This is a genomic window from Deltaproteobacteria bacterium, assembly GCA_015233135.1.
Taxonomy (GTDB): Bacteria; UBA10199; UBA10199; order JADFYH01; family JADFYH01; genus JADFYH01.
The window spans coordinates 91534-110580 of record JADFYH010000004.1 but is presented as its reverse complement, the minus strand read 5'-3'; the positions used below and the strand labels follow the sequence as shown (position 1 = coordinate 110580).

The following is a 19047-nucleotide window of genomic DNA, read 5'->3' as shown; positions in this document are numbered from 1 at the left end:
GAAGATCCGTCGCTATTTTTTAGAGGAAAAAGTGGGTCCCTATCCTTGCGAACCACCGGGTCCCTATCATGCGTACAGGTGGGGCCCTATCATGCGAACTCCAGGCTCCCTGTCATGCGCGCTGACACTGATGGCCTGTGTGCCAAAGCTCGGATTAATCTTTGTCCCTGCGATTGCTGCCGCTGAGTTGATGTCCGCATTCACAATCTCATCATCCTTAATCTTCGCACTCGTCACCGAATCCGTCGTCAAATCCCCCGCTACAATACTATTCCCAAGATTCAACTTCGAGTAGACTATCCCCGCAGTGTCACTGATATCCACATTTGCAATCGTGCCATCAAGAATGTTAGTTGTGGTAACAGAACCTGCACCCAAACCACTTGACACCGAGGCCCCCGAAGCCCACGAAAAATTTCCAACTCCATCATTGGTGAGTACACCCGAGGCATTATCCGCAGGCAACGTGTAAATCACATTACCCGTCATCGCTCCACTCGGTTGAAGCGTGACACTATAATCACTTCCTCCCTCTTTTGAATTAATCTTGATCGAACCACTACTCATCCCCCCCGTACCAAAACTCACTTGCCCGCTCACTCCCAGGGTCCCTGCCACCGTGGTGTCACCTGACGATCCCGTCACTACAAATTTATTCGTATTGACTTTAAGATCCTGACTCCCAAAGTCCGGTGATATCTTCGACCCCGCTATCGCTGCATTGCTGGCGATATTCGCATCCACAATAGTCGTATTCGCTATCTTCGCTGAAGTCACCTGGGCATCCCCTATCTTTACCGTCGTCACTGCATCATCCGCAAGCTTCACAGTCGTTACATTCGAATCGGCAACCTTTGCCGTCGTTACTGCATTATCCGCAATCTTCGCGCTTGTCACCGCGTTATCATTAATTTTTGTGGTGCTTACCGTCGCGTCATTGATCTTTGCTGTTGTTACATTTGCATCCAAAATCTTCGCTGTGGTCACTGCACTATCATTGAGCTTTGCAGTTATCACCGCAGAGTCGTTAATCTTTGCACTGGTCACCGCTGCATCATTAATTTTTGCTGTAACCACTGCAGAGTCTGCCAATTCAGTTGAGGAAATCCCTCCCACTGCAACTCCTAAAGTGACAGCCCCACTCGCTCCTCCCCCGCTCAGGCCTGTCCCTGCAACAACTCCGGTAATCCCTCCCGCTCCAGCATTTGACCAACTCAATACTCCGTTTCCATTGGTGCTCAATACCTGCCCCAATGTTCCAGCATCCACAGGCAAGGTTAAAGTATAATCCGCTGCCAAGGGAGGCACTGTTAGAGTGACTCCACTGGAACCCTCATTGCTGTTTTCTTTAATCACCACTATGCCCGCCGAACTCGATCCGTTACTCACAGTCAAACCCGCATTCAGAGTCGTGACCCCAGTTACTAACAAACTACCACCCACTGCCGTATTTCCAGAACTTCCAGTCACTACAAATTTATTCGTATTAATTTTAAGATCTTGATTTCCAAAATCTGGGTTGATCTTCGACCCCGCTATCGCGGCATTCGTATCGATGTTTGAATTCTTAACATCCGTTCCAATCTTCACCGAAGTCACCTGAGCATCTGCTATTTTTGCAGTGGTAATTGAGTCATCGGCTATTTTTGCGTTGGTCACATTTGAATTCAATATCTTCGCCGTCGTGACGGCATCCTCTGCCAGATTTGTACTCCTCACCGCTCCAGCGTTAATTGTGGGATTAGGATAAGTTCCCGTCAGATCTCCGCCAGCCGATCCTCCGGGGGCAACACCACTGATAGTTGTATTTCCCGCAGCCGTGAGTCGACCTTGGGAATCGACGGTGAAAGTTCCCACCTGGGTAGCAGAACCATAGCTTCCCGCCGAGACCGTTGTATCAGCCAGTTTTGACGCAGTCACCGCGCCAGTTGCTATCTTTGCGTTGGTCACTGCATTGTCTGCAATTTGAACCGTATCCACACTGGGAGTTGCCCACGATAAAGTTCCAAAACTGTTGGTGGACAAGAACTGGCCGTTTGTTCCATCGGCACCGGGTAGCGTAAAAGTAACATTGGAAGTCATTGTGCCAGGGGCTTTTAGGGCCACATAATAACCGTTGTCGTTGTCATAAAAAGCCAGATCAACGGCCGCTGCACCTGCACCAGAGCCTTTAATGCCAATGAGACCATTGGTAAAAGCCAGTAAAGGATCATTCGTTCCCGAGGCGTTAAAGGTCCAACTAAAATCCGAGTTGCCTGAACCAAAAACAGTGTTTCCAATCTCGGTGGTATCCAAATTAAAGGTGATCGTGTCCCCGCTGCGAACCGTATCAATACCATTGCTGCCTCCTGCTAAAAGGACTGAGGAGCCTGTTGGCCCTGCCGTTCCATCATCTGCCATGAGGGCAGTAATTCCAGAAGTGGCTCCTGCTCCGCAGCTGAGCAACCCGCTGGAGCTGGTGCTTAAGGAGCTACAACCAGAGCCCGAATTGGTGTAACTGCCCAAAGTCACTGTGCCAGCTGCGTAGAAATTTCCGCTGTTGTCTACGGTTAAAAGGTCTGTCGAAGCATCTTTTTTTACCGCAAAGAATTTTCCAAGTGCTGTAGAACTTGCGGGTTGAACAAGAAAAGCGGCAAATGCTGAAGAGTTGCCTATCGGAGAGTTTGAAGCAATCACCTGACCGCTATAAGTATTGGCCCCCGACCAAGAAAAGTTGGAAGAAGTAGACAACTGTAAAGTTCCGTCTAAAGCTGTTAAACCTGGGCCTGCCAAAGTAGAAGCGATGCTTGTAGTACTGCTTAAATTGCTACAGCTGTTGGCGGTTTCTGCCACATCTGCTACGTTTGCGTGGATAGAATAAACTCCCATCTGATATTCACTTCGCGGGGTCATTTCAGAATCATCCGCCACCTGGGCCGACAGACAAAGGCCCGTCGCGGCCCGGATGGCCGCCTGCTTTTCGGCGCTTAAACTGGAAAGATCCAGGCCGCTTTGGTAAATTCCTGAACTGAAACTCAGATTCTGCACAAAGGTTGCCAGGGGAGTACTATCTCCACAAGCCGCATAAAGTCTAAAGGTCATTTGTATCGTAGAATTCAACTCGTTTCCCCTGCTGTCCACGATGTAGCCCTGCACGGGCAAGACAGTAGCTGAAGCAAAAAGCGGATTTGCTGTGAACAGAGAATATAAAAACAAAAGGCAGTAAGACTTTTTTATTTTTTTGAAATTGAGCATAATTCCACTTTCCTAATCTACTTTTTGAGACCCTAAAGTATTGGTTGGTAAAGTAGCCTTCACCGATGCTACAGAATTGACTTTCCTTTTGTGCAATTCTAAAAAAGGATCCATTTGCTGATAGTGCTCACTCGTCTGTTTTCCTTGAATTCCCATGGCATTACTGACAGTAAGCCCCCCATAGTTTTCAGACTGCACCACTTGTACCTGTGTGCCGGTGGAGGAACCGAGAATGCTCTGACTCTCAGTTGCAGTGGTATTTTGATGATCGGAGTCCAACTCCCCCCCGCAGGCAGCCAGAAACAAGGCAGACGATAATAGCAAGAATAGCAGGTTTTTTGCCAAGCCTCTCATAAGCAGCTCCCATCTGTTATCAAGACACAACAACGCACTGCCATCATGGATATAAACGGATGTTAGTGTTTAAACTTGAGGGATTTTTCTTCTGATGAGCTAAATTTTAAATCAAAATCAAAACGTTGATCAAATTTATCCCTTTACATAAGGACGTTATTATACAATCATATCCCTATATAGAGGGACTAAATATGATTGAACTTATCAAGATTCTTCAGGGCGAATTTCAGGAAAAAGATTTTTCAGGCTCCATTCCTCGGGAGGTAGATATTCGATCCTTGAGTGGGCGTGTGAGTGTACTGATGGGAATGCGCCGTGTGGGAAAAACTTATTGTCTTCATCAATGCATTGATCGCCTGCTTAAAAAAGGCATTTCAAAAACACGGATCTTATACATCAATTTTGAAGATGAACGATTGCTCCCCTGCGATGCCATGATGTTTGGGCAGTTGGTTGAAAGTTTCTTTACCCTCTACCCTGAAAATCATGATCAACGTTGCTACCTTTTTTTTGATGAGATACAAAATATTGACCATTGGCCTGTTGTCATTCGACGATTGCTTGATCAAAAAAATATTGAAATAACTATCACTGGCTCTTCAGCCAAGATGCTCAGCAAAGAAATCGCAACCTCTTTGCGTGGGCGCGCCGTCGCCACCGAAATTTGGCCCTTTTCCTTTCATGAATTTCTTCAAGCTCAGGGAGAGGAGTTTCCTGGAAAAGTTTTGGGACCTAAAAAACGAGACCATTACCTCCAGCAGTTTCAGAATTATCTCCGCACCGGAGGCTTTCCTGAAGTCGTTATGACTGAAGGCGAACATCATAAAATAATTCTTCAGGATTATGTGAACACCGTTGTTTACCGGGATATTGTGGAGCGGCATGGGGTGACCAATCTCACACTTCTCAAACAATTCATTCGCACACTCCTCAAATCTACAGGCGCTCGTTTGGCAATTCAAAAAACATTTCGTGACTTTAAAAGTCAGGGCTATGCCGTCAGTAAGAACACTCTGCACAGTTATTTGGAGATGATTGAAGACGCTTATTTGTGTTTTGCGGTACCTTTGTTTACTGACTCCATTCGAAAACAAAACGTAAATCCAAGAAAAATCTATACCATTGATACAGGGCTCGTGCTGGCTAACACTCTTCAGTTCAGTGATCAATATGGGGCTCTTTTTGAAAATCTGATCTATCTCGACCTCAGGCGTCAGGGCTGTGAAGTTTATTATTTTCAGATGGAAGATCAGATTGAGTCCGACTTTGTGGCAAGTTTTCCTGACGGTAGAAAAGAAGCTTTTCAGGTCTGTTTTAATCTTGGAGAAAAAACCACTTTGCAAAGAGAAAAACGAGGAGCCTTGGCAGCTCAATCCAAGCTCAAAATCAAATCTACAATTGTGGATCCTTTGTCCTATATCACTCAGGAGTGGGTGAAAGGATAAACCCTTGACAAGAGTTGGATTTTTTACCTAGGGTGCCGCCGCTCACAGTTTTTTTATTACTCTTAACCCTTTGGACTAATTTTTATGAAAAAATCTACTTATTCGGCGAAAGCCGATGAAGCTCAACGGAAATGGCTTTTGGTTGACTTAAAAGGAAAAATTTTGGGTCGAGCAGCCACAGAAATCGCGAACATCCTTCGTGGCAAGCACAAAGCCACTTTTACCCCCCATGTAGACACGGGAGATTTTGTCGTGGCTATCAATGCGGCACAGATTAAACTTACCGGAAACAAGCTCCTGGATAAAAAATACTACAATCACTCCACCTACATTGGTGGGATGAAAATTAAGAGTGCCGAACAGATCATGGAACGAAAACCCGAAGATCTTATTCGTCGAGCTGTAAAAGGAATGATTCCGCACAACAATTTGGGTCATCAGGTCATCAAAAAATTAAAGATTTTCTCGGGAGCCGAGCACACTCATGCTGCTCAAACTCCTGTAAATTATGAATTGAAAAATTGACTCACTCCCCTCTCCCCAACCCTCCCCCTCCAAAGGGGGGAGGGGGCTGGATAAAAAAGGAAAAAATTATGGCAAGCCCCAAACGATTTTATGGTACCGGCAGAAGAAAAAATGCCACCGCTCGTGTGATTATCAATCCCGGTACTGGAGTTTTCAAAGTAAATACCCGCGAAGGGCTTGAAAGCTATTTTGGCCGACCTACCCTGCGCATGATTATCCTTCAGCCTTTTGAATCTACCGGTAATGTTGGAAAGTTTGACGTCACCGCTAGTGTAGAAGGCGGAGGGCTTTCCGGCCAGGCGGGGGCCTTAAGACACGGAATCGCCCGAGCTCTTTTGAGCTTAAATCCCGACTATCGTAAACCCCTTCGAAAAGGTGGCTATCTGACTCGTGATAGTCGTAAAAAAGAACGTAAAAAATACGGTCTGCACGGAGCGCGTCGTTCAACTCAGTTTAGCAAACGTTAATTTTGTTTAACACTGATTACAAAAGCCTCCGATTTTCATCGGAGGCTTTTTTGTTTATTCCCCCTCTTAAGCTAAGAGGGGGTCAGGGGGCGTTATGGTAATTGGATTCAAAGTGGCCATAACCCCTCCCGACCTCCCCTTAGCTTAAGGGGAGGTGAAGCCATGAAAAACATCGCCATCATCGGAGCTACCGGTTACACTGGAATAGAACTGGTTCGAATTCTGCTGGGTCACCCGGAAATAAAAATCACCCAGGTCACTTCAGAAAAAAATGCCGGAGAAAATTTCTCAAAAGTTTTTAGTGCCTTCCAAAATTTACTCGATCTAAAACTTGAAAATTTTAATGCCCAACAATGCGCGCAAAAAGCAGAGCTGGCCTTTGTTTGTTTACCTCATCACTCCGCTCAAAAGGCCGTCAAAGACCTTCTGGAGGCTGGCGTAAAAGTGATTGATCTTTCCGCTGATTTTCGACTCCACTCTCAAAGCGTTTACGAAGAATGGTATGGGAAACACGAACATCCCCAACTCCTTGCAGAAGCGGCTTATGGTCTGCCGGAGTTGTTTCGAAATCAGATCCAGGGCAAGAGGCTCATTGCAAATCCAGGCTGCTACCCCACCAGCGCGGCACTGGCTTTAGCTCCTCTCATTAAAAATCAATTAGTGAAACTAGATTCTTTTATTATTGATAGCAAGTCGGGCACCTCGGGTGCCGGACGTACTGCCAGCACCGACATCCTTTTTTGCGAGGTGAATGAAGGATTCAAGGCTTACAAAGTGGGCTCGCATCGACACACACCAGAGATTGAACAAACTTTGTCCTTACTTTCAGGATCTAATATTCAAGTCACCTTCACCCCTCACCTGCTTCCTTTAGACCGAGGGATTTTGAGCACGACCTATTCGCAAAGTTCTAAAAAAATCGACAGTGAGGAACTGCATCAACTCTTTCAAAAATTTTATGAACACGAATATTTTGTGCGAGTGAAGCCCTTAGGCACTTTCCCCAATGTAAAAGAGCTGCGAGGCACAAACTTTTGCGATATCGGCGTTCACGTCGAGAAAAAAAATGGCCGCATCATTGTCATTTCGGCCATCGACAACCTCAGCAAAGGCGCATCAGGACAGGCTGTGCAGAACATGAATATTTTGTTTGGTTTTGAGGAAGCTTTAGGCTTGAAAATTTTACCCTATCTCCCGTAAGGTAAAAAATAATTTTAATCTTTCCAAAGTTCTCCTCCCCTTAAGCTAAGGGGAGGTCGGGAGGGGTTATGGCCACTTTGAATCCAATTGCCATAACGCCCCCTGACCCCCTCTTAGCTTAAGAGGGGGAAAAAGAATCTATGAAAACAAAATTTATCTTCGTGACCGGCGGTGTCGTTTCATCCTTGGGCAAGGGCATCGCTGCGGCTTCCATCGCCGCCCTGCTTGAAAATCGTGGGCTTAAGATTACGATGCTCAAGCTCGACCCTTATATTAATGTGGATGCGGGGACCATGAATCCCTTTCAACATGGGGAGGTCTTTGTCTTGGATGATGGAGCGGAGACTGATCTGGATTTGGGGCATTACGAAAGATTTACCCATTCTCAACTTTGCCGCGACAACAATATTACCACCGGAAAAATTTACCATTCGGTCATCGAAAAAGAACGCAAGGGAGAATACCTCGGCAAAACCGTGCAGGTCGTGCCTCACATCACCGACGAAATCAAGGCCTCCCTGCTGCGCGTATCCAAGGATGTCGATTTGGTGATTGTGGAAATTGGCGGAACGGTGGGAGATATTGAATCTCTGCCTTTTCTGGAGGCCATTCGTCAATTTCGATACGTGGTCGGAGAAGAAAACGTGTTGTATGTGCATCTGACCTTGGTTCCCTACATTGGAGCCGCCGGCGAATTGAAAACAAAACCCACTCAACACAGCGTGCAAAAGCTTCGTGAAATTGGTATCCAGCCCGATCTGCTTTTGTGCCGTACCGACCGCCCGCTCTCCAAAGACATCAAAGCAAAGATTGGAATGTTCTGTAACATCTCCCCCAACGCCGTTTTTAATGCCCCGGATGTGGATTCCATTTATGAAGTCCCTTTGGTGTTTCATCAGGAAGGTGTGGATGAAAAAATTGTGGAGCGTTTGAATATCTGGACCCGCAAGCCTGAACTGAAGGAATGGAAAGATCTGGTTGATCAGATTAAAAATCTTTCACAAAAAATTACCATCGCTATCGTGGGTAAATATGTAGATTTGGTAGATAGTTATAAAAGCCTGAATGAGGCCCTCAAACACGGCGGCTATAAGAATGCGGTGCAAGTGAATCTGAAATATATCGACTCCGAGGAACTGGAAAAAAATGAGGCGACAGAAGTACTGGAAGGCATTGATGGCATTTTGGTACCTGGAGGTTTTGGAGATCGGGGCATCGAGGGGAAAATCGCTGCCGTCAAATACGCCCGCGAAAATAAAATTCCTTTTTTTGGAATTTGTCTGGGGATGCAGATCGCCTGCATCGAATTTGCGCGCAATGTGGTGGGACTGGAAAAGGCCAACAGCCGGGAGTTTGATCCGGAATCCCCTCATCCCGTCATCGATTTGATGGAAGGACAAAAAGCCATTCTTCACAAAGGCGGCAGCATGAGACTGGGGGCCTATCCCTGCACCCTGGAAAAAGGTTCTCTAGCGGCCCAAATTTACGGAGAACGCGAAATCTCGGAACGGCATCGTCATCGTTATGAATTCAACAATGCCTATCGGGAAAAACTCAGCCAGAAAGGTTTTAAATTTTCAGGCCTGTCTCCCGATGGATCTTTAGTGGAGATCATCGAATTGCCCGGACATCCCTACTTTGTCGCCTGCCAATTTCACCCCGAATTCAAATCGCGTCCCATGGCCGTGCATCCCCTGTTTGACGCCTTTGTGTCCCATTCGCTGGCCTATGCGAGGAGAGAAAAGTGGGAAGATTTGAAGAAAGATAAACGGGAAGCGACAATAGCGACCCCTGAGGCTTCTCAGATGAAGAAAGTGACAACGAAAAAGAAATGATCTTCCCCTCTCCCCTCAAGGGAGAGAGGGCTCATCGGATAAACTACAATTTTAGTTTCAAATACTCCGCCGCCTTCTTTGCATAACTCAAAGCCGACAACTCCAAAAATTGAATTTCCTGCGGGGTCAAATCCCGCTTCACTTTGCAGGGGCTGCCCAAGGCCAGCACTCTGGGAGGAATAATGGTATTTTCTGTCACCACAGAACCCGCCCCCACAATGCTGTTTTCACCCACCACCGCATGGTCCATCACAATAGAACCCATTCCAATCAAGACCCTGTTTTTGAGTTCACAACCGTGCAAAATTACTCGGTGACCCACGGTGACTTCCTCTCCCACCAGCGTCGGAACACGCCCTGTAGAAGTATGACACAGGGAAAGATCTTGAATATTACTGCGTCTGCCAATTTTAATGGGAAGGATATCTCCTCGCAGCACGCAGTTGAACCACACACTGGCTTCCTCTGCGATTTCCACCTGCCCAATCAAGATGGCTCCTGTGGCAACAAAGGCACTAGGATGAACTTGAGGTTTTTTTGAATCGAAAGCGATAAAAGAATTCATAAACAGGACTCCCCAAAAAAGCGCCCACCGAATCGGCCAACACATCAAAAACATCACAACTGCGGCCCGGCACATAAAATTGATGCACCTCATCGCCAATGCCATACAAAATGGTCAAGAGCATGGCAAAGGCATAGGCCTCTCGAAAGGAAAAATTGTAATTTCTAAAGCAGCGAAAAAACAAAAAGCCCATGCCGCCAAAGGCTAGAATGTGGGCAATTTTATCGTGCGAAACGTGTAGTGACGGTTTTGCAGAGAGAGAAAAAATAAGCAGGCAGTAGAGAAGGATGGGGAGGATGTTGTAAATTATTTTTTTGGGGGACATTTGCATTTCCCCCTCTTAAGCTAAGAGGGGGTCAGGGGGCGTTATGGCAATTGGATACAAAGCGGCCATAACCCCTCCCAACCTCCCCTTAGCTTAAGGGGAGGAGAAAAATCACATCTTATACTTCCCAAAATCTTCAGGAGACAAGTTTTCTAAAATTTCTGCCCATTTTTGTTTTTTACTTCCCTCTTCATCTGCCGTTTTCGAAAGATCGATACGTCGCGATTTTTCCATGACCTTCTTATCCACATAAATAGGGGCCGCCAGGCGCAAAGCTAAGGCGATGGCATCCGAGGGGCGAGAATCAAAATCTACTTTTTTCCCCGCGTGTTCCAAAAAAACACGGGCATAAAAGGTGTTGTCTGCCAAATCATTCACTTCCACCTTGAGCAGTCTCACACCAAATTCGTTCATCATGGAACGCATCAGATCATGGGTCATGGGTCGGGAAAGCTGGATTTTTTCGAGTTCCGTGGCGATGGCTGAGGCCTCAATCAAGCCTATCCAAATAGGCAAAGCGGTTTTCTCCCCCAAATCTTTTAAGATAATAATGGGCATGTTGGTAAAGGGATCAATAGTCAATCCGGTCACCTTCATTTGAATCAAACCTTCCACTTCTTGATCGAGAACTTGTTTTGACTTCATAAATCTTCCTTACGAAACTTTTTCACCAATTAAGGCACTTTGCGAGGCCTGGGTGATTTTCACGCGTACAAATTCGCCCATGCAGGAATCTGCTGACTCAAAATGAATCAGGCGGTTTTGAGAGTTGCGCCCTTGCAAACTCCCCCCCAACTTCGAAGGGCCCTCTACTAGAACATCAAATTCTTTGGCAACGCAAGACTCATGAATTTCCTGACTAATTTCAAGCTGTCTTTTTTGCAATCTTTTCAAGCGTTCTTCTTTCACTTTCAGGGGGACATCGTCTTCAAAATAGCGCCTTGCCGTCGTATGCGGACGAGGCGAATAATGAAAAGAATAAGAAAAATCAAAACGCACTTCTTCCAAAAGTTTCATCGTCTCTCCAAAATATTCCTCACTTTCCCCCGGAAAGCCAACAATAATATCGGTGCTCAGCGCCACTTCGGGGCAAACTGATTTTAACTGATAGACGATTTCCAAATATTCTTCGCGTGTATAGGTGCGATACATTTTTTGCAGTATGGCATTGGAACCCGATTGAACCGGCAAATGCAAATGTTTTGCTAAAATAGGAATATCCCGAAAAGCAAAAGTCAAATCCTGTTGGATGTCTTTTGGATGGGAGGTGGTAAATCGCAATCGCTTCAAGGCAGTCTGGCGCGAAATCTGATAAAGCAATTCTGCAAAAGTAAGTTCTCGGCTTTCTTTATTTTGCTGCTTGGTTCCATAAGAATTCACGTTCTGCCCCAGCAAAGTCACTTCCTGTACGCCTTGATCCACCAGACGTTTTACTTCCTCAATAATTTCAGTACTGGAACGAGAAACCTCGCGTCCACGCACAAAAGGAACAATACAAAAGGAACAAAAATTATCACAACCCTTCATGATGGTGACATAGGCAGAGGCCTTTGTTTCCTGTGCCTCGGGCACCAGGCTCACAAACCTGAAATCGGCAGGCTGGATTCGAGCAGTTTGGTTGACTTGCTTCTTTTTGCTTTCCAACTTTTGAACCAGCTCGGGCAAGCTGCCCACTTGATCGGGACCCAATACAAAATCGAGATAATGAAAACGCTGCAGCAGGTCTTTCCCGTCCGCTTGCGCCTGGCAACCGGCTATCCCCAAAAGAGTGCCCGGTTTTTTCTTCTTGTAAGAATAATATCGCCCCACGGCAGAATACGCCTTGTGCGAGGCCTTTTCACGCACCGAACAGGTGTTGATGAGAATCAGATCCGCATCCGCAGCATGGGTGGTGGAACTATAACCCAAAGGCGCCAGCGAACGAAGCAATCGAAGAGAATCGTCCACATTCATCTGACAGCCATGGGTTTCGATAAAGACTTTCTTGCTCATTTTGGCTTGATAGAAAATTTGATTTCTCTAGGCAAGTGCTTAGTCTTGAAGCGTGCACAGCAAATTCTTTGCCCCCTCAAAATGGGCATCGTTTTGGATGGAGTGTTCCAGAAGAGGGATGGCCTCCTCACGCCTGCCCGACAGCAGGCGTTGCCGCGCCGTGTGATAGAGCACCAGGGGAGAACGGGGAAACTGATCGTAGAGAAATTGAATCCCCCTCTCAGCCTTTTGAGGATCGCCCTCATTGAGTTGAGTCACGGCATAGGTGAACAGTGCCTCAAAGGCCCCAGGTGAACATTGAAAGGCCTTGGTGGACCAGTACATCTTTTCATCGTGAGAGGTTGCGCGATCCGCGCGAGCCACCGCATAAAGGCCAGCATCGTAGCCCGCCAGCAGGATTTGAGAGATGAGGATGAGGAAGAATAAAATCCCCCTTAATCCCCCTTTTACCAAGGGGGAAACAAGGCAAGACGCAAGTTCTGACTTTGAAAAGGCACCCAAGAGTATCGCCACAGAAATCGCGGTCGTCAGTCGTGAAAGGGGCATTTGATAATTGGTATCGAGCATCCAACTCCCCAGCGAAATGGTAATCCCCGCAAGACCCAAGAGGATTCTTTTCTTCTCGGCTTCTGTCGTTTGATCGGAGCACAAAGACTGGTATCCCTTAAAATAAAGACTTCCCCAAAAGAGAAAAAATAGAATCGCGCCGAGAAGCCCCAGCTCTGTCAGCTGATCCAGAATTTCATTGTGCGGGTGCATGAACCAGATTTTTATGGAACTCTCCGGATGAAGATCATATTGAAAATCAAATTCCGGATAAGAAAAGCGATAGCCTCCCAGCCCCCAACCCAACAGGGGCCTCGCCTGAAACATCCTGAAGGAAGCAATCCATGGATAGCCTCTGCCTGAGGAAACGCTGTCCAAGGTGGCAATGGAGGGATTCTTGATGAGGGTCAAAACCTTGCTCCATCGCTCCGCTGTATTTTCTCCGCGGCTGCTTTGAGGGTTGATCTTGTGAAGCACGACAAGGATCAAAAGCAGGAGGGTAAACAGCCCCAACATCTTTTTCCAAGAAACAGACCTGGTTTTTATCAGAAGGATGGTGCTGACAAACCCCGCACCAGCCAGCCCCACCATGCTCGATCGGGTGCCGGAAATCCAAAGCCCCGCCAGGGTCAGAAGCAACGCAATCCCCCAAAGAATTTTTCGGGAGACAGATTTTGATTCAGACAAAAGATAGACAGCCATGGGTACATGCGCGGCCATGAAGGTTCCATAATAGCTGAAATGCCCGATAGGATTCATGCTGGGCGGCAAGAGATGAACGATGCGCTGCCACAGGCTATAACCATGCAGTTCAAAAAGACTTAAAACAGCAATGAGGGCAGCGGAAACCGTAGAGAGCGTCAGGAGCACGCACCATTGCTTTTCATTCAATTGCACGAGGGCATAGGTGCCGATGGCCCAAAGAAATAAGCGACTGAGCTCCAGCACCCCTTCGTAAGAAGCCGCTCCGCGAAAAATCGAAATCACCGCAACACCCGCATAAGCGGCCAAGAGCCACTTGAGAATGGACGGAATAGGAACGAGGCGAGGGAATTTCAAAAGAGAAGCCAGGGCGATCAGCCCCAGGCCTTGGTAAAAGATGAAATTCTTGAAATCATCCGCAGGTCTTGGCCAGGCACCGCAATAGGCCCAGTGGAGGAGAAGGATCCAGAGACCGAGGAATAATAGTCGGAGGGGGGAGATCCTGGGACTTGAGGTTTGTGGCAGCAGATTCATAAATCGAACACTCTTCGCAAAGCCTCAGTAACAGAATTCATATCTGGCTTCTCACCTATTTTTTGTTCAATTTCCCGGTCCAAAACCGTGGCAACGTTGTCCATGACAATAACTGAATCCGTCAAGATACCCATAAACCTACCCTCCGAAGTATCCCTTCCAACCATGACACGCGTTGGACCCTTTCGATCAAGATTACTGGTAATCATCGCTACAACACGCTGAGGCAATCCCGTTTCAATCTCATCAGATTGAACAACCAAAGCCGGACGCTTCTTGGCAGACTGCAAATCAGAATTTGGATAAAGTACAAGTACCACGTCACCACGTTTATAGGGCATCGTAAGCCTCCATCCCAGGGGTATTCCAATCCTCTCCAAAAGACTCTAGGCGAGAACGGGTTTCTGCCGCTTGAAGTGTCGTCCATCCTTTTGACGAAAGATCCACTTCACCAGCAAGCACCTTTCCCCTTTTCTCAAGCAGGAAGCTGATAAAATCATCTACCTCCCGTCGAATGTCAGGCGGCAATTTCTCGATTTTTGTCTGAAAATTCTCCACAATTCCTCCTCTGTATTTGCATCAACGCTGCCTGGCCAGAATGCCACTTCTATCGGATAACGTCAAGATCGCATGGGCAAACAACAAAGGCCGAATCGAGTGATTCGGCCTTTGTATTTTGAAATCAGATCTAGGGGGCTCCTGGGGCAGTTGCATCAGAGTAGACTGGCCCGGTGTGATCGGAATAAGATCCACTGCTTGTGCGGCAGGCTGCTTCATCGTACATGTTGCATTCTCCTCTATAACCACCTGAAATACGATTGCTTCCACTACAACCTGCATGGAGAGAGGTACAAGCAATAAAGTTATGTCTATCATCAGTTCCCGGGATACTCCCATCCGGATCTGCCTTAATTGTGAAGTCAGTTATTCTGCCGTCGAAGTAAATGTGAAAAGTGCCGCCATTAATCATATGATCAGAGGAGGGTATACTAACACAGTGTCGAAATTCATTTCCGCTCCACACTGCCCCACGTGATCCCTCAATTAGAAGGCGGAAAGGTTCAGAAATCTCAGAATGGGGATTATAGATAGCAGACATCAAAACTTGCATATGCCCATCACTGGGATTTTGATTTGAGGGATAATAAGAAATTTCAACATCACCTCCCAGGCTAATGCTTCCTGTATCTGAACTGGTGGGCCTAGTTGGAAGATTCCAACAGCTCGATCCCCCAGCGGGTGTAGTCGGCGTAGTCACACCCGTTCCACCTCCCCTGTCAGCCAATCCTGACCCTACTACCGGACCCCAATGATAACCTTGCGTGATTCCAGGGGGCGCTTGTCTCACTACTCCTGAACCACCTCCACCACTCTTAAGCCCAGCTCCATTGGAAGAATCTGTTGCAGGAGGCGTATTTGCGGGAGGGGCTTGTACGATAGGCGTTGTTTGGGGTGGTGCTACGGGTGCTGGCGCAGGTGCTGCTGTCACTGCTGCTGGCTTGCTGAAGCTTGAGATCCATTCTGTAAATGCTGATCCGGAATTTGCTTTTTGGAGCGGCTTTGTCTGTGCAAAAGCTACTTTACCCCCCCCGCAACAACCAGGCCAAGCATGGCCATTAGCGTGAGTATTTTATTTTTCATCTTCATTCTCCTTTTTGAAAAGGTTTATCTGAAACCACCACTTTGTATTTTCGGCTCGTGCACCGAATAAAGTTGCGGAAAATCGACTCACAAAAATAGAGCAAATGCTGTTCCATGCTCAATTGTATCGAAGTATAAACAAGGCTTAACGGCCGTGATTTGAAAGGAGTCAAAATTTACTGAGGGAAGTCAAAAGGTTGACGGGAGGAGATGAACAGGTTTTATCTGTGAGCGGATTTTAGGGCTCTTGTACTTCAAGAAAATCAAAACGCTTCCTGTGTTTTCGATCATAACTCATAGATTTTACAATCGATAAAGAATTCTTGCATCAGAACTCCTTTATAGTATTGCCTGTTGAGAACCATGAAACTTCCTCAAAAAATCATCCTCACCGAAGTGGGCCCTCGTGATGGGCTTCAAAACGAAAAAGAATTTTTGAGCACTCTCCAAAAATTGGAATTCATCCAAAAATTGACTGAAGCCGGATTTCATCAAATTGAAGTCGCTTCTTTTGTGAGCCCCAAATGGGTGCCGCAAATGGGTGACAGCGAAGAAATTATAAAAGCCCTTTCCCCCTCTGCTGCAGTGAAAAATATTTGCCTGGTGCCCAATCAAAAAGGTCTTGAAAAGGCCCTGGAGCTGAATGTAAAAAACATTGCTCTTTTTACGGCCGCCTCTGAAAGCTTTACCAAAAAAAACATTAATAAGACGATTCCAGAATCGCTCAAAGATTTTGAGGCCATTGGGGTGCAAGCCAAAAAAAATAAAATGTGGGTGCGAGGTTATGTCTCCACCTGCTTTGTTTGCCCCTATGAAGGCAAAATTAAGGCAGAAAAAGTATTAGAAGTGGCTAAAGCCTTAATCAACTTGGGAGTCGATGAAATTTCTTTAGGCGACACTCTGGGTGCTGCAGTGCCCACTCAAGTGGAACACCTATTAAAACTTTTAATGCCTAAGATTTCTAGCGATCAAATTGCACTCCATTTTCACGACACCCGAGGAACCGCTCTCGCCAATGTTTTAACAGGTTTACAATTCGGAATTTATCGCTACGATTCCTCCGCAGGGGGGCTGGGGGGCTGTCCTTATGCCCCGGGGGCTTCCGGAAATTTAGCAACGGAGGATTTAGTGTATATGCTGAATGAAATGGGAATAGAAACGGGAATTGACTTGGAAAAATTAGTTGAGGCTTCCCGCTTGATGAGTGGTTTCTTGAAACGGCCCTTGACCTCGAAGTATTTGCAAAGCTGTACGGCCTCCCCAAGAAAATGAATAGACCTCTGCTGAAAATTACTTCTTATCCAACCCAAATGCCGTATGCAAAGTTCTCACCGCAAGCTCGGTGTATTTATCTTCAATCACCAGAGAAATTTTGATTTCAGAGGTGGAGATCATTTGGATATTGATCCCCTCTTTGGCCAGAACCTCGAAGGTTTTAGCCGCGACACCCGCATGGGATCTCATTCCTACGCCGATGATAGAAACCTTAGCGATATTTTCATAGCTTTCCACTTTTTCGGCGCCAATATCTTTGGCAACTGCATTGACAATCTGAAGGGCTTTTTTGAAATCGGCTTTGGGAACTGTGAAGGTCAAATCGGTAGCTCCCTTTTCACTCACATTTTGAACAATCATATCCACATTAATATTGGCCAAAGCGATAGGGCTGAAGACCTTCATGGCCACACCGGGTTTATCGGGAACCTGGCGAACAGCAATTTTAACTTCATTTTTATCATAGGCAATAGCAGTAACAACAACACTTTCCATAGTAGAATCCTCCTGACAAACTAATGTCCCTGGATTTTCGTTGAAAGATGACCTTACATGAATAGGCACATTGTATTTAGCTCCAAATTCAACCGAGCGAATTTGCAAGACCTTGGCGCCTACAGAGGCCATCTCAAGCATTTCCTCGTAAGACACCTTTTCTATTTTTTGCGCCCTTTCGCAAATGTTGGGGTCGGTGGTATAAACACCATCCACATCGGTATAGATTTCACAGCTATCGGCCTTCAAAGCTGCAGCCAACGCAACTCCGGTGGTATCTGATCCGCCACGACCTAAAGTGGTAATGTGCCCTTCGGAATCGACGCCTTGAAAACCGGCCACCACAACAACCTGCCCCTGAGATAAATATTTTTTTAAAATTTCAGCATCGATAGATAATATCCGCGCCTTGCTAAAGGCGTTATCAGTTAAGATTTTAACTTGATGGCCTTGAAGCGAAATTGCTTCTCCGCCCAGCTGATGAATACACATCGAAAGAAGCGCCGTGGTTACTTGCTCGCCGGTGGAAGCAATCACATCCAACTCACGCTCGTTGGGCATTTCACAGGCGTGATTGGCCAAACCCAACAAACGATTGGTTTCGCCAGACATCGCACTCACCACCACTACCACTTGATTTCCTGCCCTCTGGGTTTTCAAAACCCGCTGGGCAACATTCTTGATTCGGTCAATATTGGCCACGGAGGTCCCTCCGTATTTTTGAACAATAAGTGACATAAACCCCCCGATATAAAAATTGGACAGGGGGGCACTAGCAAAAAAACAAAATCTTTTGCAAGAGTCAAAAAATTTTTCACTGAATTGAATCTAGCCCAACAGCATTGCACTAATGAAAAGGAAGAGTGAAGAAAAGAGCGGAATGACGAAGTTGTCATCCACTTTATCGGCAAAAAACTCGGAGGATGCAGCGGCAAGACCGCCACAGAGAGCCAAAATCCAAACACTGCCATGAAAGGCAGGGTCTAGAATGGGATAAAGAAAAGTAAGCATGAAACAAGAAGTGAAAAAAGCCAAGCTCCCCTCTACAGAAAGATTTTTCACAAAAGGCGTCCTGCCAAAATAAACCCCAACGACAGAAGCCATCGTGTCTCCAACGGCAAGGTACAAAATAGAAAGTACCGCAATAGGCATGGGGAACAAACAACAGACAATAAAACTAGCAACCGAATAAAAGGTTTGTGAATTCAGACGAGTGGCCTCTTTTTTACGCATCATACTCTTCAAATCGTGAAGCACTCTCTGGTTGAAGCGGGGAAACACAAAGCGCATGCTGTCACAGAAAAGGCTGTATAAGGTGAAACCTCCAAAAACGGCCATTTTTTGGTTAAAAGTTCCACGCGAAAAAAGATAGATGGCGATAATACCAAAACCCGCCAACACATGCCACATCTTGCGAGCCCATTGAATTTTGCTTTGCTCCCCTAACGACTCTAAACTTTCAAAACCCAGTGTTTGAGCGGATTGGGAAAACATGGACTTGGCATCAAAGTGCGCCAAGGTAGAACGAAACTGAGAAACTCTCTCCACCACTTTCGAAAACGAAAGCCGGCTTTGCTCACTATGAAGATCTTGAAAACGCTCCGCCAAAGATTCTCTCACACAATGCGCTTGATCCAGGATTTGATTGAAATATTCCGACAAAGAAGTATCTGAAAACTTGGATTGACCTAGATGGACTTTTAAATTCTCAAGCTCTGTGGAAATGCTCTGATGGAAGCGGTCGAAGGTATAACTAATTTTCTGCAAACGAGGATATTTTCCGGAAAGAATGGCTTGATGAAAATTATCTAAAGAACGCGAAAAGCGCTCTACCACATCTTTCAGTGCATTTTGTGCAACAAAACACTGCATTAAAATTTGTGCTTCTGGCATGCGGAGTCACTAGAAG

20 protein-coding genes are annotated in these 19047 nt (G+C 46.3%); 8 read left to right on the top strand and 12 right to left on the bottom strand.

Annotation, left to right across the window (positions count from 1 at the left end; translation table 11 throughout):
- Positions 1 to 66: 66 nt before the first annotated feature.
- Both HQM15_02330 and HQM15_02325 read right to left on the bottom strand, forming a co-directional pair.
- Positions 67 to 3234: a hypothetical protein gene (locus HQM15_02330; GenBank protein MBF0491602.1), complete on the bottom strand. Its 3168-nt coding sequence runs from the start codon at positions 3232 to 3234 to the stop codon at positions 67 to 69.
- Positions 3235 to 3246: 12 nt separating this feature from the next.
- Positions 3247 to 3588 carry a hypothetical protein gene (locus HQM15_02325; GenBank protein ID MBF0491601.1) on the bottom strand — a complete coding sequence of 114 codons (342 nt, stop codon included), beginning with the start codon at positions 3586 to 3588 and terminating at the stop codon, positions 3247 to 3249.
- A gap of 194 nt (positions 3589 to 3782) precedes the next feature.
- Between HQM15_02325 and HQM15_02320 the strand changes: the two genes are divergently transcribed.
- The 5 genes from HQM15_02320 (at position 3783) to HQM15_02300 (ending at position 9063) form a co-directional block, all read left to right on the top strand.
- The gene (locus HQM15_02320) at positions 3783 to 5036 is read left to right on the top strand and encodes an ATP-binding protein (protein ID MBF0491600.1); all 1254 of its coding nucleotides are present in this window, start codon (positions 3783 to 3785) and stop codon (positions 5034 to 5036) included.
- An 84-nt stretch (positions 5037 to 5120) separates the two neighbouring features.
- The gene (rplM, locus tag HQM15_02315; protein ID MBF0491599.1) at positions 5121 to 5561 is read left to right on the top strand and encodes a 50S ribosomal protein L13; all 441 of its coding nucleotides are present in this window, start codon (positions 5121 to 5123) and stop codon (positions 5559 to 5561) included.
- A gap of 68 nt (positions 5562 to 5629) precedes the next feature.
- Positions 5630 to 6028: a 30S ribosomal protein S9 gene (gene rpsI, locus HQM15_02310; GenBank protein ID MBF0491598.1), complete on the top strand. Its 399-nt coding sequence runs from the start codon at positions 5630 to 5632 to the stop codon at positions 6026 to 6028.
- Between the two features lie 162 nt (positions 6029 to 6190).
- Entirely contained in the window at positions 6191 to 7228 is a 1038-nt protein-coding gene (locus HQM15_02305) for an N-acetyl-gamma-glutamyl-phosphate reductase (protein MBF0491597.1), read from the top strand.
- Between the two features lie 140 nt (positions 7229 to 7368).
- Positions 7369 to 9063, top strand: coding sequence for a CTP synthase (locus HQM15_02300; GenBank protein MBF0491596.1), 1695 nt, complete (start codon positions 7369 to 7371; stop codon positions 9061 to 9063).
- A 43-nt stretch (positions 9064 to 9106) separates the two neighbouring features.
- Here the strand turns inward: HQM15_02300 and HQM15_02295 are convergent, their stop codons facing one another.
- The 8 genes from HQM15_02295 to HQM15_02260 all read right to left on the bottom strand — a co-directional run bounded on the left by HQM15_02295 (position 9107) and on the right by HQM15_02260 (position 14504).
- Positions 9107 to 9628 (bottom strand): gamma carbonic anhydrase family protein, encoded by a 522-nt coding sequence (locus HQM15_02295; protein MBF0491595.1) that lies wholly within the window; start codon positions 9626 to 9628, stop codon positions 9107 to 9109.
- Positions 9579 to 9953 carry a VanZ family protein gene (locus HQM15_02290; protein ID MBF0491594.1) on the bottom strand — a complete coding sequence of 125 codons (375 nt, stop codon included), beginning with the start codon at positions 9951 to 9953 and terminating at the stop codon, positions 9579 to 9581. The genes HQM15_02295 and HQM15_02290 overlap by 50 nt, the downstream gene beginning before the upstream one ends.
- 111 nt (positions 9954 to 10064) lie before the next feature.
- Positions 10065 to 10598, bottom strand: a complete 534-nt coding sequence (locus tag HQM15_02285; GenBank protein ID MBF0491593.1) for a bifunctional nuclease family protein — start codon at positions 10596 to 10598, stop codon at positions 10065 to 10067.
- 9 nt (positions 10599 to 10607) lie between these two features.
- Complete coding sequence (gene miaB, locus HQM15_02280) at positions 10608 to 11945, bottom strand: tRNA (N6-isopentenyl adenosine(37)-C2)-methylthiotransferase MiaB (GenBank protein MBF0491592.1); 1338 nt, start codon at positions 11943 to 11945, stop codon at positions 10608 to 10610.
- 39 nt (positions 11946 to 11984) lie between these two features.
- Positions 11985 to 13727, bottom strand: coding sequence for an O-antigen ligase family protein (locus tag HQM15_02275; protein MBF0491591.1), 1743 nt, complete (start codon positions 13725 to 13727; stop codon positions 11985 to 11987).
- Entirely contained in the window at positions 13724 to 14068 is a 345-nt protein-coding gene (locus HQM15_02270) for a type II toxin-antitoxin system PemK/MazF family toxin (GenBank protein ID MBF0491590.1), read from the bottom strand. The genes HQM15_02275 and HQM15_02270 overlap by 4 nt, the downstream gene beginning before the upstream one ends.
- On the bottom strand, positions 14058 to 14285 hold the full coding sequence (locus tag HQM15_02265; GenBank protein MBF0491589.1) for a DUF2281 domain-containing protein: 228 nt from the start codon (positions 14283 to 14285) through the stop codon (positions 14058 to 14060). Before HQM15_02265 ends, HQM15_02270 begins: the two co-directional genes overlap by 11 nt.
- A 21-nt stretch (positions 14286 to 14306) precedes the next feature.
- Positions 14307 to 14504, bottom strand: a complete 198-nt coding sequence (locus HQM15_02260) for a hypothetical protein (GenBank protein ID MBF0491588.1) — start codon at positions 14502 to 14504, stop codon at positions 14307 to 14309.
- Positions 14505 to 14902: 398 nt separating this feature from the next.
- On the opposite strand from HQM15_02260, the gene HQM15_02255 reads away from it, so the two are divergent.
- The 3 genes from HQM15_02255 (at position 14903) to HQM15_02245 (ending at position 16640) form a co-directional block, all read left to right on the top strand.
- Positions 14903 to 15040: a hypothetical protein gene (locus HQM15_02255; GenBank protein ID MBF0491587.1), complete on the top strand. Its 138-nt coding sequence runs from the start codon at positions 14903 to 14905 to the stop codon at positions 15038 to 15040.
- A 9-nt stretch (positions 15041 to 15049) separates the two neighbouring features.
- Entirely contained in the window at positions 15050 to 15352 is a 303-nt protein-coding gene (locus tag HQM15_02250) for a hypothetical protein (GenBank protein ID MBF0491586.1), read from the top strand.
- 379 nt (positions 15353 to 15731) lie between these two features.
- Positions 15732 to 16640 carry a hydroxymethylglutaryl-CoA lyase gene (locus tag HQM15_02245; GenBank protein ID MBF0491585.1) on the top strand — a complete coding sequence of 303 codons (909 nt, stop codon included), beginning with the start codon at positions 15732 to 15734 and terminating at the stop codon, positions 16638 to 16640.
- An 18-nt stretch (positions 16641 to 16658) separates the two neighbouring features.
- On the opposite strand, the gene HQM15_02240 is transcribed toward HQM15_02245, so the two are convergent.
- Positions 16659 to 17876 (bottom strand): aspartate kinase, encoded by a 1218-nt coding sequence (locus tag HQM15_02240; protein MBF0491584.1) that lies wholly within the window; start codon positions 17874 to 17876, stop codon positions 16659 to 16661.
- A 90-nt stretch (positions 17877 to 17966) separates the two neighbouring features.
- A complete protein-coding gene (locus HQM15_02235) occupies positions 17967 to 19031 on the bottom strand; it encodes a hypothetical protein (protein MBF0491583.1) in 1065 nt (354 codons plus the stop codon).
- Positions 19032 to 19047 lie beyond the last annotated feature (16 nt).